General features: G+C 68.3%; 25 protein-coding genes. 8 read left to right on the top strand and 17 right to left on the bottom strand.

What is annotated here, in order from left to right; all coding sequences use genetic code 11:
• Positions 1-28 precede the first annotated feature (28 nt).
• The 4 genes from ACWF4Z_RS33735 to ACWF4Z_RS33750 all read right to left on the bottom strand — a co-directional run bounded on the left by ACWF4Z_RS33735 (position 29) and on the right by ACWF4Z_RS33750 (position 3,156).
• Complete coding sequence (locus ACWF4Z_RS33735; RefSeq protein ID WP_452247253.1) at positions 29-478, bottom strand: hypothetical protein; 450 nt, start codon at positions 476-478, stop codon at positions 29-31.
• 166 nt (positions 479-644) lie between these two features.
• On the bottom strand, positions 645-1,574 hold the full coding sequence (locus ACWF4Z_RS33740; RefSeq protein WP_452247254.1) for a neutral zinc metallopeptidase: 930 nt from the start codon (positions 1,572-1,574) through the stop codon (positions 645-647).
• A 113-nt stretch (positions 1,575-1,687) separates the two neighbouring features.
• Positions 1,688-2,587 carry an alpha/beta hydrolase gene (locus tag ACWF4Z_RS33745; RefSeq protein ID WP_452247255.1) on the bottom strand — a complete coding sequence of 300 codons (900 nt, stop codon included), beginning with the start codon at positions 2,585-2,587 and terminating at the stop codon, positions 1,688-1,690.
• An 8-nt stretch (positions 2,588-2,595) separates the two neighbouring features.
• Positions 2,596-3,156: a PH domain-containing protein gene (locus ACWF4Z_RS33750; RefSeq protein WP_452247256.1), complete on the bottom strand. Its 561-nt coding sequence runs from the start codon at positions 3,154-3,156 to the stop codon at positions 2,596-2,598.
• Between the two features lie 46 nt (positions 3,157-3,202).
• Between ACWF4Z_RS33750 and deoC the strand changes: the two genes are divergently transcribed.
• The 4 genes from deoC to ACWF4Z_RS33770 are packed head-to-tail and all read left to right on the top strand — an operon-like array spanning position 3,203 to position 7,486.
• Positions 3,203-4,159: a deoxyribose-phosphate aldolase gene (gene deoC / locus ACWF4Z_RS33755; RefSeq protein WP_452247257.1), complete on the top strand. Its 957-nt coding sequence runs from the start codon at positions 3,203-3,205 to the stop codon at positions 4,157-4,159.
• 5 nt (positions 4,160-4,164) lie between these two features.
• On the top strand, positions 4,165-5,601 hold the full coding sequence (locus ACWF4Z_RS33760; RefSeq protein ID WP_452247258.1) for an aldehyde dehydrogenase family protein: 1,437 nt from the start codon (positions 4,165-4,167) through the stop codon (positions 5,599-5,601).
• Positions 5,591-6,475 carry an aldehyde dehydrogenase family protein gene (locus tag ACWF4Z_RS33765; RefSeq protein WP_452247259.1) on the top strand — a complete coding sequence of 295 codons (885 nt, stop codon included), beginning with the start codon at positions 5,591-5,593 and terminating at the stop codon, positions 6,473-6,475. Before ACWF4Z_RS33760 ends, ACWF4Z_RS33765 begins: the two co-directional genes overlap by 11 nt.
• Entirely contained in the window at positions 6,476-7,486 is a 1,011-nt protein-coding gene (locus tag ACWF4Z_RS33770) for a S66 family peptidase (RefSeq protein WP_452247260.1), read from the top strand.
• A gap of 1,431 nt (positions 7,487-8,917) precedes the next feature.
• Here ACWF4Z_RS33770 and ACWF4Z_RS33775 read toward each other — a convergent pair.
• Both ACWF4Z_RS33775 and ACWF4Z_RS33780 read right to left on the bottom strand, forming a co-directional pair.
• Positions 8,918-9,532, bottom strand: a complete 615-nt coding sequence (locus ACWF4Z_RS33775) for a hypothetical protein (protein WP_452247261.1) — start codon at positions 9,530-9,532, stop codon at positions 8,918-8,920.
• Between the two features lie 44 nt (positions 9,533-9,576).
• Positions 9,577-10,596: a serine/threonine-protein kinase gene (locus ACWF4Z_RS33780; protein WP_452247262.1), complete on the bottom strand. Its 1,020-nt coding sequence runs from the start codon at positions 10,594-10,596 to the stop codon at positions 9,577-9,579.
• Between the two features lie 53 nt (positions 10,597-10,649).
• On the opposite strand from ACWF4Z_RS33780, the gene ACWF4Z_RS33785 reads away from it, so the two are divergent.
• Positions 10,650-11,189 carry an RNA polymerase sigma factor gene (locus tag ACWF4Z_RS33785; RefSeq protein WP_452247263.1) on the top strand — a complete coding sequence of 180 codons (540 nt, stop codon included), beginning with the start codon at positions 10,650-10,652 and terminating at the stop codon, positions 11,187-11,189.
• On the opposite strand, the gene ACWF4Z_RS33790 is transcribed toward ACWF4Z_RS33785, so the two are convergent.
• From ACWF4Z_RS33790 to ACWF4Z_RS33805, 4 genes are read right to left on the bottom strand one after another with little or no spacing between them, the layout of a single operon-like run.
• Entirely contained in the window at positions 11,176-12,474 is a 1,299-nt protein-coding gene (locus tag ACWF4Z_RS33790; RefSeq protein WP_452247264.1) for a S28 family serine protease, read from the bottom strand. The genes ACWF4Z_RS33785 and ACWF4Z_RS33790 overlap by 14 nt on opposite strands.
• A gap of 43 nt (positions 12,475-12,517) precedes the next feature.
• Complete coding sequence (pepN, locus tag ACWF4Z_RS33795) at positions 12,518-14,959, bottom strand: aminopeptidase N (RefSeq protein WP_452247265.1); 2,442 nt, start codon at positions 14,957-14,959, stop codon at positions 12,518-12,520.
• Positions 14,937-15,344: a hypothetical protein gene (locus tag ACWF4Z_RS33800; protein ID WP_452247266.1), complete on the bottom strand. Its 408-nt coding sequence runs from the start codon at positions 15,342-15,344 to the stop codon at positions 14,937-14,939. The genes pepN and ACWF4Z_RS33800 overlap by 23 nt, the downstream gene beginning before the upstream one ends.
• A 9-nt stretch (positions 15,345-15,353) precedes the next feature.
• Positions 15,354-16,427, bottom strand: a complete 1,074-nt coding sequence (locus ACWF4Z_RS33805) for an FAD-dependent oxidoreductase (RefSeq protein WP_452247267.1) — start codon at positions 16,425-16,427, stop codon at positions 15,354-15,356.
• A gap of 70 nt (positions 16,428-16,497) precedes the next feature.
• Here ACWF4Z_RS33805 and ACWF4Z_RS33810 point away from each other — a divergent pair, with 70 nt between their 5' ends.
• Positions 16,498-17,193 (top strand): TetR/AcrR family transcriptional regulator C-terminal domain-containing protein, encoded by a 696-nt coding sequence (locus tag ACWF4Z_RS33810; protein WP_452247268.1) that lies wholly within the window; start codon positions 16,498-16,500, stop codon positions 17,191-17,193.
• On the opposite strand, the gene ACWF4Z_RS33815 is transcribed toward ACWF4Z_RS33810, so the two are convergent.
• On the bottom strand, positions 17,190-18,065 hold the full coding sequence (locus ACWF4Z_RS33815; RefSeq protein WP_452247269.1) for a LysR family transcriptional regulator: 876 nt from the start codon (positions 18,063-18,065) through the stop codon (positions 17,190-17,192). The two genes, ACWF4Z_RS33810 and ACWF4Z_RS33815, sit on opposite strands and share 4 nt — an antisense overlap.
• 181 nt (positions 18,066-18,246) lie before the next feature.
• Between ACWF4Z_RS33815 and ACWF4Z_RS33820 the strand changes: the two genes are divergently transcribed.
• Both ACWF4Z_RS33820 and ACWF4Z_RS33825 read left to right on the top strand, forming a co-directional pair.
• Positions 18,247-18,891 carry a sulfite exporter TauE/SafE family protein gene (locus ACWF4Z_RS33820; protein ID WP_452247270.1) on the top strand — a complete coding sequence of 215 codons (645 nt, stop codon included), beginning with the start codon at positions 18,247-18,249 and terminating at the stop codon, positions 18,889-18,891.
• Positions 18,888-19,163: a hypothetical protein gene (locus ACWF4Z_RS33825; protein ID WP_452247271.1), complete on the top strand. Its 276-nt coding sequence runs from the start codon at positions 18,888-18,890 to the stop codon at positions 19,161-19,163. The genes ACWF4Z_RS33820 and ACWF4Z_RS33825 overlap by 4 nt, the downstream gene beginning before the upstream one ends.
• On the opposite strand, the gene ACWF4Z_RS33830 is transcribed toward ACWF4Z_RS33825, so the two are convergent.
• From ACWF4Z_RS33830 to ACWF4Z_RS33855, 6 genes are read right to left on the bottom strand one after another with little or no spacing between them, the layout of a single operon-like run.
• Positions 19,129-19,593, bottom strand: a complete 465-nt coding sequence (locus ACWF4Z_RS33830; RefSeq protein WP_452247272.1) for a YkvA family protein — start codon at positions 19,591-19,593, stop codon at positions 19,129-19,131. The two genes, ACWF4Z_RS33825 and ACWF4Z_RS33830, sit on opposite strands and share 35 nt — an antisense overlap.
• A 49-nt stretch (positions 19,594-19,642) precedes the next feature.
• Positions 19,643-20,566, bottom strand: a complete 924-nt coding sequence (locus ACWF4Z_RS33835) for a S1C family serine protease (RefSeq protein WP_452247273.1) — start codon at positions 20,564-20,566, stop codon at positions 19,643-19,645.
• Between the two features lie 12 nt (positions 20,567-20,578).
• Complete coding sequence (locus tag ACWF4Z_RS33840; RefSeq protein ID WP_452247274.1) at positions 20,579-21,517, bottom strand: VWA domain-containing protein; 939 nt, start codon at positions 21,515-21,517, stop codon at positions 20,579-20,581.
• Between the two features lie 27 nt (positions 21,518-21,544).
• Positions 21,545-22,501, bottom strand: coding sequence for a DUF58 domain-containing protein (locus tag ACWF4Z_RS33845; protein WP_452247275.1), 957 nt, complete (start codon positions 22,499-22,501; stop codon positions 21,545-21,547).
• Positions 22,498-23,484, bottom strand: a complete 987-nt coding sequence (locus tag ACWF4Z_RS33850) for an AAA family ATPase (RefSeq protein WP_452247276.1) — start codon at positions 23,482-23,484, stop codon at positions 22,498-22,500. Before ACWF4Z_RS33850 ends, ACWF4Z_RS33845 begins: the two co-directional genes overlap by 4 nt.
• Positions 23,481-23,774, bottom strand: a complete 294-nt coding sequence (locus ACWF4Z_RS33855) for a hypothetical protein (protein ID WP_452247277.1) — start codon at positions 23,772-23,774, stop codon at positions 23,481-23,483. The genes ACWF4Z_RS33850 and ACWF4Z_RS33855 overlap by 4 nt, the downstream gene beginning before the upstream one ends.
• Positions 23,775-23,856: the final 82 nt, after the last annotated feature.

Here is a 23,856-nt window from a genome sequence, read left to right on the forward strand (position 1 = left end):
AGTGCCAGCGAGTCGCTGCGATACCAGATCAGCGAGCCGCTGCGGCTGCTTCGGCCTGTTCGGTGCGGAGCGAGCTCTGCAGCGACGAGTGCAGGATGCGGAGCGTGCTGGTCGACTGCATCAGCGCGTCCCGCTCGTCCGGGTTGCGGTTGGCGAGGCTCGCGATGTCGTTGATCGCCGCCTCGATCCGCGCGATCCGGTCCGCGACCGAGCCCTCCTGGCTGCTGGCCCGGCGGATCGCGTCGGACGTGACCGTCCAGACGTCTTCCTTGTCGTTGGTGCGCCGGGACATCTCGACCATCTGGCTCAACGCGGCCAGGTCGTGGTCGATCTGGGTCCGCTCCACCGGCATCGTGATGCCCGCGGTCGCCTGGCGCAGCCGGGTGACGTGGCCGGACAGCTCGGACCAGCTGCACCGGCCGCTCTTGATCTTGTCCAGCACCTTGGCGTACTCGGTGTTGAACTCGTCGTAGTTCACAGTCCTTGACTCCTGCCGTTCGACGCTCGACTCAGAACTCTAAGGCGTGCGGCCCCGAAACAAGTAACCACACGATCGCAGATCGTGCAGGTGTCTCCAAAACGCAACAGCCGCCCGGTACGCCAACGCGTACCGGGCGGCTGAGTTACGAACTACGAGACGACAATCAGGAGACGTACTTCGAGTTCGCGTTGAAGGTGTTGCAGTTGGCCGGCGTGGTGTAGGTGTGCTTCGCGTTGAAGCCCAGCGTCGACCAGTACGCGTGGTTCTTCGGCGCACCGTGGTCACGCACGCCACCGGGCTGGTCGCCCATGCCGCTGACCAGCTGGTTGAAGGCCACCATCAGGCCACCGCTCATCGGGTAGTACCGCTTGTCCGCGCCGAGGTAGGCGGCGCCGAAGCAGGACGCCTGCAGCTCGCGGCGACGGCTCTCCTCGAGCTTCGCGGCCTGCGTGGTGAGCGCGTACTGCTTGTTCCAGGACGCGTTCAGGATGCCGGTCAGGTACTGGACGTGGTGACCGTACTCGTGCGACAGCATCTGGGACAGCCAGGCGCGGGCCATCGTCGGGTTGCTGGCCCACTGGTTGATGATCTGCTGGGCCGGGATGTAGATCGCGCCGTTGTGGCCGCTGCAGTAGTACCCGGTCGGGTTCGACAGGGTGCCGCAGTCGGTGACGATCCTCGAGCCGGTGTGCACGATCAGCTGCGGCTTGACCTTGTAGGCCGCGCCGGCTGCCCGCAGCGGAGCCGCCCAGCCCCAGTAGTTGCAGTTCCACAGCTGCGTTGCGTAGGACTTGACGCCCGCCAGCGTGCGCAGGGAGACGTTGACCTCCTTGCACTTCGACGGCGTGACGATGCCCGCCGAGTAGATCTTGCTGTAGCGCCGGACGTCCGACGTCACCGACTTGGCGGTTACGCCGTCACCAGGCGGCGGCGTACCGACGACCTGCGCCGGAACGTCGGCCGAAGGTGCCGTCGGGGTGTTCGCACCCGAGGCCTGGTTGGCTTGCGCACTCGGCAGCGCCGCGACCGTGAGGCTGGCCAGGGCAGCGACGCCGGCGAGGCCGCGCAGGGCAGTACGGGAGAGGTTGACCATGAGCTCCACTCTCGATGATGAAGGGGGACCTGTCGTGCCCATCCTGCTGTGAACAGGGGTTCATCCCCGGGCTGGGCACGGGTTGTGACGCGGACAACTTGACCACAGTTCCGTCAGCGCGCGAGTTTCGACCCCAGAAAACGCAGCTGATCCGGCAGCATCCGCCGCCAGTACCCCGGCGTGTGTGCGCCCGCCTGCTGCCCGCCGGCCGCACCCAGCTCGGTCCGCAGCTCCCGCGCGGCCTTGGCGAACGGGTCGTCCCGGCCACAATCGATGCGCACGGCAACATCCCGGAAGCCGTTGGGGCGCCCGAACGCCTGGTTTTCCTCGAAATCGTCGACGCTGTCGAAGGCTCCGGCCGCGACCTCGCCGTACTTTCGCCACAGCGCCGGGCTGAGCGCCCCGACCGCGACCGCGCGCATCCCCGGCCGGACCCGTCGTTCGAACGAGTGCAATGCGACCCAGAGCAAGGCGCCGTATCCGCCCATCGACCAGCCGAAGACGCCGTACCCATCGGTACGCAGACCGCGATTCGTCAACAGCGGCAGGAATTCCTGACTCAGCATGTACCCGGGATCGCTGCCGTCGGCGCGCCGATGCCAGTAGCTGTCCTGCCCGCCGTCCACGGTCGCCACCGCGAACGGCGTCGTACCGGATCGAACCGCAGACGTCAGGTAGCGGTCGATGCCGAGGTCGTTGACGGCCGACGTGTGGTCGCCACCCCGTCCATGCAAAGCCAGTACGACGGGCAACGGCGTCGACGGGCCGTATCCGTCCGGGTAGATGACGCTGTACCCGACCGTCGTACGGCGGGCCAGAGATTCGAAGCTGCCGGACACCACCGGTCCGGCGGGTACGTCCGGTACGACGCCATCCGGGCCGGTGAGCCCGAGCACGTCGTGCACCTGACCGCGACCGGGGATCACTCCGGTTTCGAGAGCGGCGATGGCCGCGACACCAGTGACGCCGGCCGCGGCACCGGTCCGCAGGAGGGTACGACGAGACAGCGGCATCGGCGCGGTCAGCGAACGAGCGCTGCCACGACGCCGACGACCGCGAGCACCCCGATGACGATCAGCTCGGGCTTGGCCCAGGTCGTGACCAGCTCACCGCCGGGCTGGTCGCCGTACTGGTTCATGTGCACCTCGATCCGGTCGACCACGAAGTCGGCGCGGGAGACCGAACTGTCCTTGCCGAGCTTGGCACCGCCGACTCGTTGCTTCCGAAGGTCACGCATAACCAGTACGACGCCAGGAGCGCGCAGCTTGTTGTCCCCGACATGAACCCGGAGGATGTCGGTGACATCGACGCCGCTCACCTGGTTCCAGGGGATCAGGCGGTCGCGGAAGTGGTTACGCAGCAGGAGGTGTTGCGGGCTGAGCGTGACCGACGGCCGCATCAGACCGGCCCACGCGAGCACCATCAGGATGCCGACGATGCAGGCGACCAGCAGACCACTGCCGGTCCGCCATTCCAGCACGATGTCGAGCAGTGCGAGCACACCGACCGCGACCACCAGCCCTCCGGTGATCCGGTTCGAGGTCGACAGGTACTGCTCGGAGTCCGACGGTTTCGACTTCACCAGCACAAAGTAACCGGCAGGCTGGAACGGCACTAGACTGCCTGAGGTGACCACTCTCGACAGCGGCGTCGACTCGTTGGCCGACGTGACCTCGTCCGAGGACCGGCTGCGCCGGTTCCTGCTCGGCCTGCCGGGTGTCGACCAGGTCGGCGCCGAGGCCAGAGCCGCCACGCTGAGCACGCGTTCGATCAAGACCACCGCCAAGGCCTACGCGCTGGATCTGGCGATCAGCATGATCGACCTGACCACGCTGGAGGGCCAGGACACCCCGGGCAAGGTGCGGGCCCTGTGTGCGAAGGCGAAGCGGCCCGACCCGGCCGATCCGACTGCGCCGCAGGTGGCCGCGGTCTGTGTCTACCCGGACCTGGTGGCGACGGCCAAGCACGAGCTGCGCGGCTCGGGGATCAACGTGGCGAGTGTCGCAACCGCCTTCCCCAGCGGGCGTTCCAGTCTCCCGATCAAGATCCAGGACACCAAGGACGCGGTCGCGGCCGGTGCCGACGAAGTCGACATGGTGATCGATCGCGGCGCTTTCCTGTCCGGGCGGTACGGCCTGGTCTTCGACGAGATCGCCGCGATCCGCGAGGCGGCCGGCGACGCGCACCTGAAGGTGATCCTGGAGACCGGTGAGCTGGTCACCTACGACAACGTCCGGCGCGCGTCCTGGCTGGCCATGCTGGCGGGCGCTGACTTCATCAAGACCTCCACCGGCAAGGTCTCGCCCGCCGCCACGCTGCCGGTCACGCTGGTGATGCTGGAGGCGGTCCGCGACTACCAGGAGGCCACCGGCCTGCACATCGGCGTCAAGCCGGCCGGCGGGATCCGGACCGCGAAGGACGCGATCAAGTACCTGGTCACGGTCAACGAGACGGCCGGACCGGACTGGCTGGACCCGGAGCTGTTCCGGTTCGGGGCGTCCAGCCTGCTGAACGACCTGCTGATGCAACGCACCAAGCTGGCCACCGGGCACTACCCGGGCCCCGACTACTTCACCTTGGACTGACAGGCATGAGCAGATTCGAGTACGCACCGGCCCCCGAATCGCGGGCCATCGTCGACATCAAGTCGTCGTACGGGCTGTTCATCAACGGCCAGTTCACCGACGCCACGGACGGAAAACCGTTCAAAACAATCTCGCCTGCATCGGAGGAAGTGCTCGCCGAGGTGAGCGAGGCCGGTCCCGCGGACGTCGACAAGGCCGTCCGCGCCGCCCGCAAGGCCTTCGAGAAGGTCTGGGGCCCGATGGCCGGTCGCGACCGGGCGAAGTACCTGTTCCGGATCGCGCGGCTGATCCAGGAGCGGGCGCGTGAGCTCGCGGTGCTGGAGTCGCTGGACAACGGCAAGCCGATCCGCGAGTCCCGCGACGTCGACATCCCGCTGGTGGCCGCGCACTTCTTCTACTACGCGGGCTGGGCCGACAAGCTCGAGTACGCCGGCGCCGGGGACGACCCAAAGCCGTGGGGAGTCGCGGGTCAGGTGATCCCGTGGAACTTCCCGATGCTGATGCTGGCGTGGAAGATCGCCCCGGCCCTGGCCGCCGGGAACACCGTCGTGCTGAAGCCGGCCGAGACGACGCCGTTGACCGCGCTCGCGTTCGCGGAGATCTGCCAGCAGGCGGACCTGCCGCCCGGGGTGGTCAACATCGTCACCGGCGCCGGCGCGACCGGTCAGGCGCTGGTCGAGCACCCGGACGTGAACAAGGTCGCCTTCACCGGCTCGACCGCCGTCGGTCGCGCGATCGCGAAGTCGGTCGCCGGCTCGGACAAGGCGGTCACGCTCGAGCTCGGCGGCAAGGCGGCGAACATCGTCTTCGAGGATGCGCCGATCGACCAGACCATCGAGGGCATCGTCAACGGCATCTTCTTCAACCAGGGCCACGTCTGCTGCGCCGGTTCGCGGCTCCTGGTCCAGGAGAGCGTGTACGACGAGGTCCTGGCGCGACTGAAGCGCCGGATGGGCACGCTGCGCGTCGGCGACCCGCTCGACAAGAACACCGACATCGGGGCGATCAACTCCGCGGCCCAGCTGGCCAAGATTCGGGAGCTGTCGCAGGTCGGCGAGGACGAGGGCGCCGAGCGCTGGTCGCCGGAGTGCGAGCTGCCGCCGCAGGGATACTGGTTCCCGCCGACCGTCTTCACCGGGGTGTCCCAGGCGCACCGGATCGCCCGTGAGGAGATCTTCGGGCCGGTCCTGTCCGTGCTGACCTTCCGCACCCCGGCCGAGGCGGTGGAGAAGGCGAACAACACGCCGTTCGGACTGTCCGCCGGGATCTGGACCGACAAGGGTTCCCGGATCCTCTGGATGGCGAACCAGCTGCGCGCCGGCGTGGTCTGGGCCAACACGTTCAACCGCTTCGACCCGACCTCGCCGTTCGGCGGCTACAAGGAATCGGGATACGGCCGCGAGGGCGGCCGCCACGGCTTGGAGGCCTACCTTGCCCACTGAAAAGGTGTCCAACGGGCAGCGGCTGGAAGTGCGCAAGACCTACAAGCTGTACATCGGCGGCGCCTTCCCCCGCAGCGAATCCGGCCGGTCGTACGTCGTGACCAATGCCAAGGGCAAGTTTCTGGCGAACGCATCACAGGCCTCCCGCAAGGACGCCCGGGACGCGGTGGTCGCGGCCCGCAAGGCGTTCGCCGGCTGGCACGCGCGGACGGCGTACAACCGCGGCCAGGTCCTGTACCGGATCGCCGAGGTGATGGAGGGGCGGCACGAGCAGTTCAGTTCCGAGGTCGCGCTCTCCGAGGGTCTGTCGATCAGCAAGGCCCGCGTAGTGGTCGACGCGGCCATCGACCGCTGGGTCTGGTATGCGGGCTGGGCCGACAAGCTCGCCCAGGTCGTCGGCTCCAGCAACCCCGTCGCCGGCCCGTACTTCGACTTCTCGTTGCCTGAGGCAACCGGCGTGGTCGCGGTGCTCGCGCCGCAGGAGTCGAGCCTGCTCGGCCTGACCAGCGTGATCGCGCCCGCAATCGTCTCCGGCAACACAGTCGTCGCGGTCTCGTCGTACGAGCGGCCGTTGCCGGCTGTGACCCTGGGCGAGGTGATGGCGACCTCCGACGTACCAGGTGGTGTCGTCAACATCCTGACCGGATCCGCCACCGAGATCGGTCCGTGGCTGGCGTCGCACATGGACGTCAACGCAATCGACCTCTGCGGCATCGAGGACCCCGACGAGGCCCGCGAGCTGGAGGCCGCCGCCGCCGAGAACCTCAAGCGCGTCCGCCGCCCCGCCGACGAAGACTGGACCGAGTCGCCAGGCCTGTCCCGGATGACCCAGTACCTCGAACTCAAGACCGTCTGGCATCCGATCGGGGTCTGAATGGTTCAGCCCGGAGACCGGGTTGCGATTGTTTCGCCGTCCGGTGGATTGCCCGAGCTCTTTCCCGCGCCGTACGAGCTGGGGCTCGAGCGGTTGCGATCGTTCGGACTGGAGCCGGTCGAGTATCCGACCACTCGCAAGCTCGGGACGACGCCACAGGAGCGGGCCGCCGACCTGCACGCGGCCTGGTCGGATCCGACCGTCCGGGCGGTGATCGCGAGTATCGGCGGCAGTGATCAGCTGACGGTGCTGAAGCATCTCGACCCGGTCGTCTTCCGTGCGGATCCCAAGCCGTTCTTCGGCTACAGCGACAACACGAACCTGCTCAACTTCCTGTACGCGCTGGGTTTGCCGGCCTTCCACGGCGGCAGCGTGATGGTCCAGTTCGGCCGCGGCGGCGCGATGCACCCGGACTCCGAGCATTCGCTCCGGGCCGCACTCTTCACGCCAGGCGACTTCGACCTGACGCCCGCCGCCGGCTGGACCGACCACGACCGCGACTGGGCGGACCCGGTCCATCTGGAGACCGAGCCACCGCTGTTCCCCGGCACGGGGTGGACGTGGAGCGGCACCCGCGAGGTCACCGGCAAGCTGTGGGGTGGCTGCATCGAGATCCTCGACTGGCAACTCTCCACGAACCGCTGGATGCTACCGACCTCGTCGTACAGCGGCGTCCTGTTCGGCGAAACCAGCGAGGAGATGCCGTCGGCCGAGACCGTCTACCGAATCCTTCGAAACTTCGGCGAACGCGGCCTACTCGAACGCTTCGACGCCATCCTCTGGGGCCGCCCGAAGTCGTCGGCGCTCTTTCAGGAACTGACGCCGGAACAGTCCGTTGCCTACGTCAACGACCAGTACAACGCCGTCGACCGCGCCCTCGCCGAATACAACCCGAACGCCGTGGTCGTGAAGGGCCTAGACATCGGCCACACAGACCCACAACTCGTCCTCCCGTACGGCGGCCAGGTCCGCATCACCCCAACCACCAAACAAATCACCGTCACCTATTAACAGCCAGCATGGGTGGCGACTCAACCGCACACCGCTCCGCGGCGACTGTCTGTCGCCACCTCCGGCGGGGCGGCTCGGATAGTGGGATCCGCCGCTCAACTGATCTGCGCAAAGTGACTGTGGCGCCGCCAACCTTGCGGAGGAACTGCGGTGTCGCAACTCTCGGGCCGCACGCCGCCCGGACCCACCTATAGTGCGCGGTGCATCGGACACCCCTACGCGGCGGCCGACCTGTAGCCGCCTCGGGCGGAGGCGCAGATGCCTGATCCGCCGCTCAAACTGGTGCGCGCAGAACGACTCTGGTGCGACCGAGCCGATCGGACACCGCTCCGCGGCGACTGCCTTCTGGCGCCTCCGGCGGGGCGCGATGTGCTGATACGCCGCTCGGCTGGTTTGCGCGGAGGGGATGTGGTGGCGCGGTCTCCGGGCTGCGTGATCGTGCTAGTCGGCGCGGCGTGCGTCAAGGGCGCCTTCGGCGTCGCTGCGCGATCTACGACCCTTGACCCACACCACCCCGACCAGGAAAGACCGCAGCTATCCCGGAGCCGCTCACCCGAGTGGTCACACGCAGGACGTGATCACGGTGGTCGACTGTGGTCAGGCTGACGGGCCGGCCCAGGTGTGGCCGGTGCTCCAGGCCATCACAATCGCCCGACCAACCCGGGCCGCAAGCGCGACGGCCGGGCACCGCGACGATCGTGATGGCCTGGAGCACCGCGAGGCGGACCCCAGCCACTCACCAACCACGAACCCGGCCCCACCCGGGCCAGGTTCGTGAGCGTGACCAGGCAGGCGGGATTCACCTTGTGGGGAAGGGGCTGGGGAGGATCCTCTACCCGGGACGGGAAGAGATCCTCCCGACCCCGGCTCGCGCGGCCGGTAGACCAGCAGGTGGATGCACCTGTCCGGATGGCGGGATTGCGCGGCTGGAACAGGAACTTCACGGGTGACGCGGACACTTCCCGGCAGTGCGGACAGGCGACGTCTTGTCCCCCTGGTCCCGGAAGGTGTCTGAGCGACCGACGGGCTACCCGTCAGCGGACCCGAATCACCCAGCGCACGGGCTTCAGCACGCCAACCACACCGAACCAGACCAGCCCGGCACCACACCGACCAACCGGAATCACCTCGACCCGGCTCACAGCTCCCCGCGGGATCCGCATAGCTGCGTCTTTCCCTGGTCGGGGCGGTGTGGGTCAAGGGTCGAAGATCGCGCAGCGACGCCGAAGGCGCCCTTGACGCACGCCGCCCCGACCAGCACCATCACGCAGCGGAGCCCGCGAACCACGGTCCTCCGCAGGCGCGACCAAACCACACTCCGCCCGCGCAAACCCCACGAGCCGCGGATCCACCATCTGCGCCCCGCCGGACGCGGCAACGAGTCAGCCGCCGCGAAGCGGTGTCCGATTGTGGGCGAACCCGCAGTGCGGCTTAGCGGACGGTGGTCTTGGTAAGGGGTGGGTTGGGGTCGGGGTAGCAGGCGACCGGGGCGGTGATGGTGACGAACTTCCATTTGATTTTGGCTTGGAGGGTGAGGCCGGGGTCGTTGTAGCTGGTGCCTTTGAGTTTGGTTTCGATGGTGGTGCCGCGGCGGCCGGATTTGAGGCGGACGCTGAGGGTGGGGAGTTCGTAGTTCGCGCCGCCGGGGATCGGACCGGGGACCTTGATCACCGCGACCGCGCCGTCGAGGGAGACCGTGGGGGTCGAGTTGAGGCCGGAGCCGCCGATGAGACGGGCGCTGACGTACGACGAGTTGGCCGGGATCGGGATGCGGAGGGACAGATCGCGGACCTCCTGCAGCTTGAAGCCCTTCACCTCGCTCGGGAGCGATCCGGGCTTGAGGTCGACCGCGATGGTGAAGCGGGTGTTGTGCCGCACGGTCGGCGGCGCTTGGGCGTCGACTCCCTGGCGCAACGACACGGTGTGCCGGCCGAACTTGGTATCCGCGCGGCAGGAGTAGTTCGCGCTCGGCGAGGCCGCCTGAGCGGTACTTGCGATGAAGAGCGGTATGACGGCAACGATGGCAAAACTGCGGTGAGTAGCCATGTGACTACTCTAAGCAGCCATGCTCGCCAGGATCAGCCCGTGTCTCACTGGCCGAACAGGAACCAGCCGCCGACGCCAGCCAGCACGAAAGCGACCGGCAGCGCCGCCAGGAACCACGCCCGCCCGCGACGGCGACGTCGTCGTACCGGCGGGTCGGTCGCGACGGTCGTCGGCAGCTCGGTGTCGGTGATGCTGGTCCGCTCCTCGGCTCGCAGCGGTGCCTCCTGCTCCAGCCGGTATGCCTCGGCCTCGAGCCGCTCGGCCAGACTGTCCGCGCGCTCCCACCGATCGACGACCCGATAGGCGAGGGCCCGGCCGAGGATCTCGTCGAGTGCGCCGACCGAGTCGTGCAACGCCGGCCGCAGGCTCGGCGGGAGCAGGTCAGGATCGCGGTTGAGCACGTCCCCGATCGAGCTCGCGTTGTACGGCGGGTGCCCGGTGATCAGTGCGTATGTCACCGCACCGACCGCGTAGATGTCCGCCCGCTCGTCGAACCCGCCATCGCCACGCCCCTGCTCGGGTGCCATGTACGAGGGCGTACCGACGGCCTGAGTCAGCCCGGACGCCTCTGCCGCCCGCTTGGCCAGCCCGAGGTCGGCCAGCACGATCCGGTGCGTACCGCCGCCGGACTCGTTGCCCTGGTTCTCCCGCAGCAGGAGGTTGGCCGGAGTCACGTCGCGATGAACGACGCCCTCGTTGTGCAACGCGGCCACCGCGCGGGCCAGGTCCGCACCCCACCACAACGCTTCCGCGGGATCGAGCGGCCCGTGCCGCAGGACGTCTCCGAGCGTGCCGCCGCCGACGTAGTCCATCACGAAGTACGGGCGCCCGTCGGGCAGCTTCCCGAGGTCGAAGACCCGGACCACACGGTCGCTGGCGATCCGGCGCATCAGCCGGGCCTCGGACAGGAAGCGTTCCCGGACGTCGGCCCGCGACGCCCAGTTGTCCGCGAGCACCTTGACGGCGACGTCGACATCGAGGTCGTCGTCGTACCCACGCCACACGGTCGCGAAGGCGCCCGCGCCGATCTTGGCCCGCAGCCGGTACCGTCCGATGACATCCATCCCCGCTATTGTCGGTCACGGGCAAGCCGATCAACGCAACGACCCGGGGAGACATGGACGAGGATCTCGAGCAGCTGGCGTCACAGGCAGCGTCGGGAGACCAGTCCGTGATGCCGCAGATCCTGCAGGCGATCCGTCCGCAGGTGCAGCGCCGGGTGGCCAAGTTCCTGCCGCACCGCGAGGACGCCGAGGAGGCCGTCCAGGACACGCTGCTGCAGGTGGCCAACAAGATCCACACCTTCCGGGGCAGCGGCAGCTTCGCCGGCTGGGTCACGATCGTGGCCACCAACCAGGCCCGGCAGACCTACCGATCGCTGAAGCGGCGCTCGGTCGAGCAGTCCGCCGAGGTCCTGCCGGAATCCGTCGACCCGCGTACGACGTCGGTGATCGCGGGCTCCCGCCTCGACCTGCTCGAGGCCCTCGAGGCGCTGGAGTCCAGCCATCCCCAGCTCGTCCAGCCGCTGGTCCTCCGCGACCTGGGAGCACTCACGTACGCTGAGATCGCGGACGAGCTCGATGTCCCGCTCGGCACAGTGAAGGCCCGCATCCATCAAGCCCGTAAGGCCATGGCCGAACACCTCACGGTGCGCTGACCCAACCCCGCAGCAGCTTCGTGGCCTCGGTCCGCATTGCGACCGGCAGACCGGCGATGTCGGCGTTGTGATTCCCCGCCGGGACCGTGTACCACCGCGAGTCGCGCGTCCCCGGGCCCGGGGCGAACTCCTCCGCACTCCACGGATCGTTCTCGCCGTACACGAAAAGCATCCGGGTAGCAGACGTCTTCACCCAGTGATCGACATCCGCCATGGCCTTCGCGTCGTGCTTCGGCTCGATCGCCGCCGGGACCGACGCGGGCGCGGCGCCGGCTTCGCGGTAGTGCAGCAGTCCTTTGAGCCACGTCGTACCAGTGGCGACGTCTGGCCAGTTGAGCTGTGCCGCAGCCTGGTAGTAGTACGCCAGGTACGGCGCAACGCCGGTGTCGGAGTACGACGACCAGTCGGCCACCTGGTCGATGAAGCCGAACAGTTGCTGGTCGGACGCGGTCCGGCCTGGGACCAGGAGGCAGCTCAGCTGACTGTGGTACTGCCAGAACTTGAACGGCGTATCCAGCACCGCTGCCTCGAAGGCCCGATCGGCCGATCCGTAGCTCTGGTCGTACTTCAGGCCGAGCTCGACCAGCATCGGTAGCAGCGTCGCGCGGCGATACAGCGCATTCCGCTGCACGGTCCTCAGGGCCTCGTTGCAGGCAGGGTCCGTGCCGGCGTGCTGGATGAAGTCGACGTACGAATCCTGCTCGTTGACCACATCGTCCGGAGCAACGTACGCGACGGTCGCGTCCACGTCGGCCGGGTAGAAACGCCGGTGATAGACCGACGCCATCCCACCCTTACTCGCACCGGTCGACACCCACTTGGCGTCGTACAGGGCCTTGAATGCTTCGACGATCCGGTGGTGGTCTGTCGCGGCCTGCCAGATGTCGAGCTTCGACCAGTCCTTGCCGGCTGGAATCGACTTCCCGAAGAAGCGCTCCTCGACGTCCAGTTGGTTGCCGTCGACGAGCTGCGTCGGCTCGGCCGTGAACGGTCCCGCGACACCGCCGTACCCGGTCGTGTGCAGGATGGTCGGATGGTCGAATCCCTTGTGCCACAAGGTGATCCGCTGCTCGAACTGGGGACCGCCCGGCTGATGCTGATCCACAGGCTGCCGGAACCAGAGCACGAAGAACGGCTTGCCATTGATCAGCTGCGCACTCTCGATCCGCAACCCCGCGATCGTCTCCAACCGCGCCCGGACGGCCGCAACAGAATCCACCGCGACCGCCGGTGGAGCGACCGCGGTGAGGAATCCGAGCACGAGAAGCAGCCTGATCAGACGCATTCGGTGACTCCTCAGGCTCGGGGCGACACTCTGCGTAACCAGGCTACCCGCTGATCCGGCGTACCTCCACTGCTCTGCGGAGGTCGTCGAGGAAGTTGGCGGTCTGCCGGCGGATGCTTGGAACGACGGTCTCGTCGGCGATCAGGGCCTCGGCCGGGGTAATCAGGTCCGGGTCGATCGCGTACCGCGGCGCGATCCGCTGCACCGTCAGCCCGAGCACCATGCCGGCGCGGATCTCACCCGTGTGCGGGATGTCGGTGAAGAAGCGACGGACGTACGGCGCGGTGGCCTCGGCCTGACCGGGATGCCAGAACCCCTCGGCGGCGGCGAGCAGTTCCTTCACACCGATCGCCGGGTCCGTCATGATCCGCGTCCACGCGGCCTCCTTGCCGGACGGCAGCGCGGCCCGGCATCGGGCGGCGTGATTGACGCCCTCGGTGGAGGTGTCGCGGGCGAGTTCGGCGTCGATCTCGGCCGCGCCGAATGCGTCCAGCCGGACCAGCCGCAGCACCAGCGCCCAGCGAAGGTCGGCGTCGACCGTCAAGCCGGGCGGAAGGTTGACGCCCGCGAGCCAGGAGTTCAGAAGGGCGGCGTCGTCGGTGGTCGCGATGTAGCCGCGGGCTGTGGTCAACTGCAGGCTGCTACCGGGCTCGGCGGCGGCGACCTTGTTCTCGAGCGCGTCGGCGACCGCGCCGCGGGTCTCGTCGTACGGAAGGTAGACGCCGAGGACCCGCACCTCGAGCCACTTGAGCAGCGACGCGACGGCGGTGTCGCTGTCCTCGGACTGGATGGTGGCGAGGAACAGGTCGAACGCCCGCCGGGGGTCGAGCTCGGCGCTCATCGTCGCGTCGCGGATCGCGTTCCAGATCACCGCGCGGGTCGTGCTGCTAGCGATCTTCGGCAACACCGCCGGCAGGTTGTCCAGGGTCGTCGCGTCGAGCCGAACCTTCGCCCAGGTGTCGTCATTGGCATCAGGAACGATCGCCACCAGTTCATTGCCTAGAGCAACCTCTACGGAATCCCGATCCACCACCACATCGAGAAGAGTTGGGGCGCCGGATTCGTCGTACCCGCCGACGCTCAGCTTGTGCAGGCGTCGGGAATCGTCCGGGCTGGTGCGATGCAGGACGGCTCCGGTCGACGTGCGCTCGACCGTGATCGTGTCCAGGCCCGAGGTCCGCAACCATTGCCCGGACCAGTGGTCGAGATCGTGCGCACCCGCCTCGGTGAGCTTCCCGATGAACTCGCGCAGGTTGGCGTTGCCGTACTCGTGCGCCTCCAGGTGCGCGTTGACACCCTTCAGGAACACGTCGTCACCGAGGTACGTCGCCAGCTGCTTGAGCACGGCCGCACCCTTGGCGTACGAGATCCCGTCGAAGTCGTCAAGCGATTCGCGCGCATCCTTCAGGCTGTCCGGCGCGACCGGATGCGTCGAACTGCTCTGATCCGTCTGCATCCCCCACCACTTGCGCACAAAGGCGAAGTCGGTCCAGCTGCCGTCGTAGCTGGTCGCCTCCTCGGTCACCCGGTGCGCCATGTATTCGGCGAACGACTCGTTCAGCCACATGTCGTTCCACCACTGCATCGTGACCAGATCACCGAACCACATGTGCGCCATCTCGTGCACGATCACCCGGGCGCGCAGACCCAGCTCCGCCTCGGTCGCCTGACCGCGGTGGACCAGGTGATCCGCGAACGTCACGCAGCCCGGGTTCTCCATCGCGCCGAGGTTGAAGTCCGGGACGAACGCCTGCCAGTACTCGCCGAACGGGTACCGCTGCCGGAACATCCCGTGGTACGCGGCGAACGCCTCCCGCGTGGTCCGGAAGATGTCCTCGGCGTCCCGCTCCAGGTGCTCCTTGAGCGACTGCCGGCAGGCGAGTCCGAGCGGGATCCCGTCGTACTCGCTATGAATCTGGTGATACGGGCCGGCCACGACGGTGACGAAGTACGTCGAGAGCGGCTTGGTCTCCGCGAGCGTCCACTCCCCCGCCGCGGTTCGCGTGGCGGCGCCGTTGCCCATCACCACCCAGTCCTCGGGACACTTCACCGTCATCCGGTACGGCGTCTTGAGGTCAGGCTGGTCGAAACACGGGAAGTACCGCGGCGCGGACTCCAGCGACGACATGCCGTACGTGTACACGCGGCCGTCCGCGGCGTCGACGGATCGCTGCATCCCTTCGCCGTCCGCTGAGTACGTCATCTCGGCGGTCACGATCAGTTCGTTCTCCGGCTGCAGTCCGGACAACGGGAACCGGCCGTCGTCGAGTTGATTCACGTCGAGCGGCTTCCCGTTCAGCTCGACCCCGATCAGCCGCTCGGGCTTCACGTCCACCCAGCTCGCCTCGGCTGTGCTCGCGAACCGCAACGTGCTGACCACGCCGAAAGTCGTATCGCCGTGGGTCAGATCGAACGCAACGTCGGCCGAGCGAACCGTCAGGGCGGCCGCGCGGTCCCGGGCCTCAGTCACTGTCAGGGCGGGCATGCGGCTCCTCGGTCGGTGCGGCGGAATGAGAGACGGCGGCGGACGCGAGCTTCGCGACCGCCTGGATCCGTGCGTCGGTCGTGGTCGCGCGGATCCGCGCGATGAGTTCGGCGTCCTCCGGCTGCGCAACGGTGGTCAGAGCGTTGAGCGCACTCACGTGGTCGAACCCGGCCGGGATCTCGGGATCACCCTCGACCGGCGGCCGCGACAAGATCTCGCGCGCGACCGCCCGTACCTCACCGGCCATCGGCTCGAGCGGGTTCCCACCACTCACCTGCGTGTACGACGCAGCCACCTGATACATGTTCAACGCCCGGCACACCATGCCGAGGTTCTGACTGTGCAGCAACGCACCGAACGCCTGCAGCGGAACAGCCTCACTCATACCCGAACGCTAGTCGACCGCCCCGAAGAACCGCAGGACTTTCTGCGCGGCATCCGGTCCGAACATCAGGTCCGCGACCATGGCCGACATCTCGGCGGTCTTGGTGGCGCGAGCCTGCATGGCCGGCTCGTACGCCTCGAGCGCGGCGTCCAGGTCATCCGGATGCGCAGCGATGGCCTGTCCCAGCTCGGCAGCGTCCAGCATGGCCGAGTTGGCACCCTCTCCCACCGATGGCATCAGGTGAGCGGCGTCGCCGAGCAGAGTCACACCCGATCGGCGTGGCCAGGTCATATCGACCGGCAGGACGTACGCCGGAACCGCGGCGAACGGCTCACCCCACGCAGCGAGCAGACGATGGAACTGTGGAGCCCACTCGTCCGACAGTTCGGCGACGTCGGCCGGCTTGAGGTCGGGCGCTGCGTGCATCGAAACGGCGACCTTGATCGTGCCATTGCCGTTGCGTTGCGCGCTCAGTAGGCGGTCCGGCCCGAAGACCCAGTAGTTGCCGCGACCAACCATCGCCGCAAGCTCGGGCTGGGTGCGATCCGCGTCGTGGATCGTCCCCATAATCGCGACTTTGCCGGTGTACTCCGGCTGGATATCGGTCAGCAGCGGGCGCACCCGGGAGTTGGCGCCGTCGGCCCCGACGAGCAGCTCACAGGTCGCCGTACTGCCGTCGGCAAAATGCAAGACCTGTCCCTCCGCATGGGTGAAGATCTGCCCCCAGCGGACCGTGTCGGCCGGCAGTGACCGCAGCAGGATGTTGCGCAGGTCGGTGCGGTCGATCTCCGGTCGCTCCATCGGGGCGTCGTCCGGGGTGTCGTGCCGCATCAGCACCGTGCCGGTGTGGTCGAGCATCTGCAGGTCCTGACCTTCGCGGCGGGCGAACTCGAGGAACTCCGCCTCGAGGCCGGCCGCACGAAGGGCCGCCTGGCCGGTCTCCGGGTGCAGGTCGAGCATGCTGCCCTGGCTGCGGACGTGCGGGCCGGCGTCGCGTTCGTATACAACGGCGTCGATGCCATGGAGGTGCAGGATCCGGGCGAGGGTGAGGCCGCCGGGGCCGGCGCCGATGATCGCGATCATGGGTCACTCCTATCGATACAGTGTACTGATAGAGACACTGTATCGCATGAGGCGGTGTATCGTGCCCGGTGTGACCGACAGGCCCTTGATCTGGGAGCGACCCGAGCCGTCCGAACGGCGTGCGCCGAGCCCGCTCAGCCGCGAGCGCATCGTCCGGGCCGCGCTCGACCTGGCCGACTCCGACGGCCTGGACGCGGTCTCACTGCGCAAGGTCGCCGGCGCGCTCGACGCCGGCCCGATGCGCCTCTACCGGTACGTCGACACCAAGGACGAGCTCCTCACCCTCATGGTCGACGCCGTGTACGGCGAGATCCCCACGCCGACCGGGTCGACCTGGGCCGAGGTGCTGCGTTCCCTTGCGACCGGGACCCGCGAGGTCGCCTTACGGCACGAATGGTTCGCCGACCTGCTCGGCGGTCGACCCCATTTCGGTCCGGCGACCATCGCCCACAACGAGGCGACCCTGGCCGCGCTCCGGGCCACCGGTCTCGATCTCGACACGACGTCAGGTGCTCTCGAGGCGGTGAGCGCCTACGTACTCGGCGCTGTTCGCAAGGAGATCGCCGAGCGCCGGGCCGAACGCGAGAGCGGCCTCGACGAGCGGCAGTGGCAGCACGCGAGCGTGCCCTACCTGCTCCGGATGTTCGAAACCGGTCGCTACGCCGCGATGGAGGAGTTGGTGCGCGACGGCCCGCACCGGACGGCCGCCGAATCGTTCGACCTCGGCCTCGGCTACCTGCTCAACGGCATCGAGAGCCGACGTTAGTGCCCTGCCGCCGCGTGCAGATGGGTTGCGAGCAGGTGCGCAGGCTCGGGGGCGTTGGCGGCGTAACAGAGTAGGTGCGCGCGGGTGGACCATGCGTCCTGGAGTGGGCAGATCTCGACCGCCGCGTTGGCGTCGACGGCTCGGCGCGGAACGATCGCCAGACCGGCGCCAGCGGTGGCGAGCGTGATGAGCGTGTGCAGGGTCGGTACGACGGTTCGGTAGCGGGGAGCCGGGGCGTGCGGGCCGAGCCGCTCGTCCATCCACTGCGTGAGCGGCGACTTGCGGTCCAGGCCGACCAGGGGATGTTCGGCGACTTCGGCGTACGAGATCGAGGTGCGGCCGGCGAGGATGCCGTCGGCCTGGCCGATCACGACGAGGGAGTCGTCGGCGAGGGGTTCGGTCCGCAGGGTGGTCGGCTCGTCGTCGAGGATGACACCGAGGTCGGCCTCTCCCGCGGCGAGCAGGCGGACGCTGCGGACGGTCCGGCGTTCGTGGACGTTCACGTCGTACTCGGGGTGGTCGCGCAGGAACGTGGCGAGCGCGACCGGGACGAGCTGATGCATCGCGGAACCGCCGGCGACCAGGCGGATCGGGGCCGTGTGCGAGACGGCGTACGACGCGACCGCGCTGTCCAGCCTGGTGGTCTCGGCGAGGACCTCACGGGCGTGCCTTGCGAGGGTGGCGCCTGCGGGGGTGAGCCGGACGCCCCGGCGCTCGCGGATGAGCAGGGGGACGCCGGCCTGCGCTTCGAGAGCTCTGACCCGCGCGCTGGCCGAAGGCAGACTGAGGTGCATCACACGCGCGCCGCCGGTGATCGAGCCCTCGGCCGCGACGTACGTGAAGAGCCTGAGGTCGTCGAGGTCGTACCGCATGGTTTCAGCCTACGTCTCCAACTTAGGCTGGGTACGGGGATCGCGCATTGTGGACCTCCCGGCGCAGCCCTGATCCTCAAAGGGTGCTACTGATCCTTCTGGCCGGTGTCGCCGCCGGCGCCCTGAACGCCGTCGGCGGTGGCGGGAGTTTCGTGGCGCTGTCCGCGCTGGCGCGGCTGGGATGCCGCCGGTCACCGCGAACGCGACGACCACCGTCGCGCTGCTGCCGGGGAACGCGACGAGCGCGTGGGTCTATCGGCGCGAGATCGAGGGGCTCGACCGGCCGACGATCCCGGCGGTGACGGTGGCAAGCGTGTTCGGTGGCGCGATCGGTGCGGCGTTGCTCTTGTTGTTGCCGTCGGCATCGTTTGATGCGGCCGTGCCGTGGTTGCTCGCGTTCGCGACCGTCGTACTCGCCTTCGGGCGGCGGTTGACGCGGGCGTTGCGGCTGGGGACGCCTGGGCCGGTAGGGATTCTCGCCGGGCAGTTCGTGTTGTCGATCTACGGCGGGTATTTCGGTGGGGCGGTCGGGCTGATGATGCTGGCCTTCTGGACCGCGACGACGTCGTTGGATCCGGCGCGGGGGAATCCGCTGCGGGTGATCCAGGTGGCCGCTGTCTATCTGACCGCGGGCGTCATCTTCGTCTTCGCCGCGGACGTTCTCGCCCAGCCCGTGCAGCTGGTGGCGTTGCTGGCGGGGGCGGTGTTCGGTGGTTACGCGGGTGCGCATTTGGTGCGGCGGCTGCCTGCGCGCGTCCTTCGGGTGCTGGTGCTCAGCACCGCGGTGGCGATGACGGCGGTCTTCTTCGTGCGGGCGTTCGGATGAATCCGGCTCAGGTCGCGATGGCGTATCAGGCGTGTGAGGTCGCGGACCTCGCTCGATCGGCCGTCGTCCTGGACGATCCTGCCGAGGCGTTGGCGCAGGCGGCGCGGGTGTTGGCGGCCGCGCAGCAACTCGTTGCCGCTGCCAACCAGTTGACCGAGCCCGGGCCGCCTGGCGATCCCTTGCAGCGGTTCGCCTACGAGCATCCCGAGGAGGCGGCCGCGGACATCGCCGAGTGGCTCACTCGAGCTTCCGGGCCTCCCGCTGGCGATTGAGGTAGAGGCCGGTCGCCGTGGACACGCTGGTGAGGAGCCAGACGGCGACCCCGGCGTCGTCGGTGATGCCGATCAACGGGAGTACGTCGGGCAGGATGTCGATCGGTGAGATCAGGTAGACCAGCGCGAGCACCCAGATGAACGGGCGGTTCTTCGGCAGGCCGGCGTACGTGCCTTGGCGGACCTCCCGGAGCAGGGCCGGCAGGGCTCGGGCTCGCTCGAAGACGTCTCCGACCGGCACCGGTTCGCCGCGGGAGATCTTGCGCCGGCGGATTCGGCGTCGTCGGACGACACCGAAGACTCCCAGCGCCACGCCCAGCACGAGCAGCACGGCGCCGACCGCTACCGCCGGCATCCCGGCGATGTCGGCATCGCGGAACACCAGCGTCAGGAGCCCGATCAGCCCCAGAAACACACCGAAATACACCATCCACCAACTGTAGGGCCCCTCAGTCCCACACGTTTCTTCACAACGGCGGTCAGTCCAGCAAGTTCTTCACGATGGTGGTCATTCGGTCGACCGGGATCGCGAAACCTATTCCGATGTTGCCGGAACGGGAGGTGCCGAGGGTGGCGATCGCGGTGTTGACGCCGACGACCTGACCGGCGGCGTTCACCAACGGTCCGCCGGAGTTGCCGGGGTTGATGGCCGCGTCGGTCTGGATCGCGGACTGCCGGGCGCCGTTGTCGCCGAACCGTGCCTGCCGGGCGACGGCGCTGACGATGCCCGCGGTTACCGTTCCTTCCAGCCCGAGTGGTGAGCCGACGGCCAGGACCGGGTCGCCGACGCGCAACTGTGCGGACCGGCCGAGCGTGAGCGCACGCAGCCCCTCGGCATCGGCTGTCGAGACCTGGAGTACGGCGAGGTCGTTGTTCTCGTCGGAGCCCACGACATCCGCGTCGACGGTACGTCCGTTCGACAGGACCAGGGATACATCACTCGCTCCTTCCACGACATGCGCGTTGGTAACCACATGCCCCTGCTGATCCACCGCGAACCCTGACCCGGTCGCCTGCCCGGCCCGCACCGACACCACCCCCGGCAAAACGCTCGCCGCCGCAGCCGAAATAGATCCCTGGGCCGCCGCCGGAGGAGCCGCGGCCTGAACCAACGCTTGATCAGAACTGCTTCTGCCGGTCACCGCACCTGCAACTCCACCAGCCACGAACGACAGAGCAAGCGTTCCAATCAGCAACCCGAATCGTCGTCGGGTCGGGGAGGTTGGGTCCGTCACCCCGGGTTGAGGTGTCGCCGGCGGAGAGGGGGGTACCGCGGCGGGGGCCGGGGTGACGGAGAGCGGGGGTGGAGGGGCGGCGGGACCGGTGACCGGCGGTCCCGCCGCCGGGGAGGGGCCGGGGACGTAGTCCGGGCCGCGGAACGGGTTGCCTAGGTGTGGAGGCATGAGGGCTCCTGGTTACGGGAGGCGGGAGAACCAGAGGAGAGACGCAAGGGCTGCCAGCAGGGCTGCGGCCAGCGCGATTCCGGCGACGAGATTGGTGATCTCGCGGGGTTCGGTCGTCCAGCCGATCGAGGACTGGAGATCGGAGTACACGTCGCGGAGTTGGTCGTCGCTCTCGGCCGCGTAATAGGTGCCTTTGGTTGCATCGGCCAGACCCTGCAGCGCCTGACCATCCGCAGGCACCGGGATGGTCCGGCCATCGAGATCCACCGTCCCCTCCGGCGTTCCGTACGCGATCGTCGACACCGGCACCCCAGCCGACGACGCCGCCTGCGCTGCCTCGTCGATCGACCGCCCGGAGGTGTTTCCACCGTCGGAGAGCAGCACGATCCGGCTCGGCGGCGGGTCGTCCGGATCGATCGTCCGTATCGCCTGCAGGCTGGTCAGGACGGCGTCGCCGATCGCGGTGCTGTCGTTCAGTTCCAGCCCGTTGATCGCATCGACGGTCGCTTGATGATTGGTGCTCGGCGCGGCGACCACGGTCGCGGTCCGCGCGAACGAGACCAGCCCGACGTTGAACTTCGCCGGCAGGTCCCGGACGAACTCCGTGGCCGCCTGCTTCGCGACCTCGAACCGGTTCGGCGCCACGTCGGTCGCGGCCATCGACTGCGACACATCGAGAGCGACCAGCACGGTCGCACGCTCACGCGGCACTCGCACATCCGCCACCGGCCGAGCGATCGCGATCGTCAACACGGTCAGGGCAGCCAGGAAAGCCGCGGCCGGCGCGTGCCGGCGCCAGCCAGGGCGTAGCGGCGCGACCTTCTCCAGCATCGGCAGCGTCGCGAACCGTACGGCGTACTTGCTCCGCCGCCGCTGGGCGATCAGGTACGCCGCGACCAGTACGGCGACCAGCACCAGCAGCCAGAGCCACAGCGGTTGCTCAAACCTCATCTGATCCCAACCTCATCTGATCAGTGCTCATCGGATACCGGTCCTCCCGATCGGGTGCCGCCGGGTACCGGCCCGGCGGCGGGCGGTGGCGAAGGCGGCGACGTCACGGACCCAATCGGTGTCGGTACGCAGGACAAGCTGCGCGGCACCGGCGGCCCGGATCGCCTGGGTGGTCTGTTCACGATGCGCGGTCATCGCCTCGGCGTACCGGCGCCGTAGCTTGCGGCTCGCGGTCTGCACCTCGCGCCGCCGGCCCGTCTCGGGATCCACCAGCGTGAGCAGGCCGACCTCGGGTAGTTCGAGTTCCCGCGGATCGAGCACCTCGACCGCGATCACCTCGTGCCTGGCGGCCAACCGGCGCAGCGGATTCGCCCAGCCGTCCTCATGGAAGTCCGACACGACCACCCGCAGCCCCGGCCGCGGATGCTCGCGGTTCAGCCGGGTGATCGCCGCGCCGAGATCGGTGCGCGGATACGCCCCAGGTGTTGCCCTCGGCAACGACAGCAACGTCCGCAGCGAACGTCGCAGTTGCGCCGCACCACCCGCCGACGGCAACCGCCGCAACTCGTTGCCGAGCGCAACCCGAACGCCGAGCCGGTTGCCGGGACGGTCGGCCAGCAAACCGATCGCCCCGACCACGGCGATGGCGAGATCGCGCTTCTCACTGAGCGCGGTACCGAAGTCCATGCTCGCGGACGCATCGAGCAGCGCCCACGTCTCCAACTCCCGCTCGGCCAGTGGCGAACGGACATGCGGTTCGAGCGATCGCGCGGTGACGTTCCAGTCCATCCGCCGTACGTCGTCCTGGCCCGCCTGGTACGGCCGTGCCTCGTTGGGCTCGCTGCCGGGACCGCTGCGCAGGCCGGTGATCTCGCCGTGCAGGAACCCTTCCAGCTTGCGCTTGACCGACAACTCGAGCGCCCGCAAGGCCCGCTCGCGGCCGGCCAGCAGATCAGGACCTGCCTGTGCCGACGGCACGGTCATGCTGCCGACCCCTGGGCATCATCGGCAGGAACGACGTGCGGTTGTTCGATCGTGTGCAGGATCCGCGCGATCACGGACCGCGGGTCAACCCCGTCCGCCAACGCGTCGAAAGTCAGGACGAGCCGGTGCGACATCACGTCGAGGGCGACGTCGTACACATCGGCCGGCAACACGTAGTCGCGCCCACGCAGCAACGCGAGCGCGCGTCCCGCCGCGACCAGACCGAGCGTGGCCCGCGGGCTCGCGCCGAACTCCAGTACGCCGCTCAGATCGTCGATCCCGTACTGCCGTGGCTCCCGGGTCGCATGCACCAGACGTACGACGTACTCCGCCACAGCATTGTGGACGAACACGTCATCCGTTGCCTCCTGCAACTGAACGACCTGCTCGGCACTGAGTACGGCGTTCGCGTGTGGCCGATGTGAGCTCATCCGGTGCAGGATCGTCAGTTCTTCCAAGGGTGTTGGGTAGTCGACCGTGATCTTCAGCAGGAATCGATCCCGCTGTGCCTCGGGCAGCGCGTAGACGCCGTCGGACTCGATCGGGTTCTGCGTCGCGAGGACCAGGAACGGCTCGGGCAGTTGGTAGCTCTTGCCGCCGATGCTGACCTGGTTCTCGGCCATTGCCTCCAGCAACGCTGACTGCACCTTGGCCGGCGCGCGGTTGATCTCGTCCGCGAGGACCAGGTTCGCGAAGATCGGGCCGAGCTCGGTGTCGAAACCCTCGGTGGACGGCCGCCAGATCCGCGTACCCATGATGTCGCCGGGCACCAGATCGGGAGTGAACTGCAGGCGGGCGAACCGGCCGCCGATCACCTCCGCCAAGGTGCGAACGGCCAGCGTCTTCGCGACACCGGGAACACCTTCCAGCAGACAGTGGCCTCGGGCAAGCAATCCGACCAGCATCCGTTCGACCAGGTGGTCCTGGCCGACGACGACCTTCTTGACTTCGAACAGCGCGTGCTCGAGGCTGCCGCCGGTCATGCGTTCCCAGCCGGGTTGGGCGCGGACTGCGAGGGCTGCGTCGGCTGCGTCGGCTGCGTCGGCTGGGTGGGCTGGGACGGCTGCGACGGCTGAGTGGACTGGCTCTGCCCCGATCCGTTCTTCTCCGGGCAGTCGGTCCACGGTGCCGGCGAGGGCGTGTTTGCGTCGTTCTCGACGGTGACGTAGCCCTGGTCCGGTGCCGGGTCGTTGGACGCGGCATACGCGACCCCGCCGGCTCCGAGGGCCGCCACGGCAACCGCCGTACCGAAGACCAACCGCTTCACGTTCATGACATCTCCTTGGATCGATTGCTCCTCAGCTGATCAAAAGGAGTAGAAAACGGCTGGAAAGGAGAGCGAAAGTCCGCCGAAA

The sequence above is a fragment of the Kribbella sp. NPDC055071 genome, from assembly GCF_053608045.1.

Excerpts from the sequence above, each read along its gene's own strand:
- ACWF4Z_RS33790 (WP_452247264.1), bottom strand. The coding sequence starts at position 12,474 with ATGCGTCTGATCAGGCTGCTTCTCGTGCTCGGATTCCTCACCGCGGTC.
- ACWF4Z_RS33825 (WP_452247271.1), top strand. The coding sequence starts at position 18,888 with ATGAATCCGGCTCAGGTCGCGATGGCGTATCAGGCGTGTGAGGTCGCG.
- ACWF4Z_RS33830 (WP_452247272.1), bottom strand. The coding sequence starts at position 19,593 with ATGGTGTATTTCGGTGTGTTTCTGGGGCTGATCGGGCTCCTGACGCTG.
- ACWF4Z_RS33805 (WP_452247267.1), bottom strand. The coding sequence starts at position 16,427 with ATGATCGCGATCATCGGCGCCGGCCCCGGCGGCCTCACCCTCGCCCGG.
- ACWF4Z_RS33855 (WP_452247277.1), bottom strand. The coding sequence starts at position 23,774 with ATGAACGTGAAGCGGTTGGTCTTCGGTACGGCGGTTGCCGTGGCGGCC.
- ACWF4Z_RS33760 (WP_452247258.1), top strand. The coding sequence starts at position 4,165 with ATGAGCAGATTCGAGTACGCACCGGCCCCCGAATCGCGGGCCATCGTC.
- ACWF4Z_RS33800 (WP_452247266.1), bottom strand. The coding sequence starts at position 15,344 with ATGAGTGAGGCTGTTCCGCTGCAGGCGTTCGGTGCGTTGCTGCACAGT.
- ACWF4Z_RS33740 (WP_452247254.1), bottom strand. The coding sequence starts at position 1,574 with ATGGTCAACCTCTCCCGTACTGCCCTGCGCGGCCTCGCCGGCGTCGCT.
- ACWF4Z_RS33775 (WP_452247261.1), bottom strand. The coding sequence starts at position 9,532 with ATGGCTACTCACCGCAGTTTTGCCATCGTTGCCGTCATACCGCTCTTC.
- ACWF4Z_RS33835 (WP_452247273.1), bottom strand. The coding sequence starts at position 20,566 with ATGCCTCCACACCTAGGCAACCCGTTCCGCGGCCCGGACTACGTCCCC.
- ACWF4Z_RS33770 (WP_452247260.1), top strand. The coding sequence starts at position 6,476 with ATGGTTCAGCCCGGAGACCGGGTTGCGATTGTTTCGCCGTCCGGTGGA.
- ACWF4Z_RS33785 (WP_452247263.1), top strand. The coding sequence starts at position 10,650 with ATGGACGAGGATCTCGAGCAGCTGGCGTCACAGGCAGCGTCGGGAGAC.
- ACWF4Z_RS33815 (WP_452247269.1), bottom strand. The coding sequence starts at position 18,065 with ATGCGGTACGACCTCGACGACCTCAGGCTCTTCACGTACGTCGCGGCC.
- ACWF4Z_RS33820 (WP_452247270.1), top strand. The coding sequence starts at position 18,247 with ATGCCGCCGGTCACCGCGAACGCGACGACCACCGTCGCGCTGCTGCCG.
- ACWF4Z_RS33745 (WP_452247255.1), bottom strand. The coding sequence starts at position 2,587 with ATGCCGCTGTCTCGTCGTACCCTCCTGCGGACCGGTGCCGCGGCCGGC.
- ACWF4Z_RS33840 (WP_452247274.1), bottom strand. The coding sequence starts at position 21,517 with ATGAGGTTTGAGCAACCGCTGTGGCTCTGGCTGCTGGTGCTGGTCGCC.
- ACWF4Z_RS33780 (WP_452247262.1), bottom strand. The coding sequence starts at position 10,596 with ATGGATGTCATCGGACGGTACCGGCTGCGGGCCAAGATCGGCGCGGGC.
- ACWF4Z_RS33845 (WP_452247275.1), bottom strand. The coding sequence starts at position 22,501 with ATGACCGTGCCGTCGGCACAGGCAGGTCCTGATCTGCTGGCCGGCCGC.
- pepN (WP_452247265.1), bottom strand. The coding sequence starts at position 14,959 with ATGCCCGCCCTGACAGTGACTGAGGCCCGGGACCGCGCGGCCGCCCTG.
- ACWF4Z_RS33850 (WP_452247276.1), bottom strand. The coding sequence starts at position 23,484 with ATGACCGGCGGCAGCCTCGAGCACGCGCTGTTCGAAGTCAAGAAGGTC.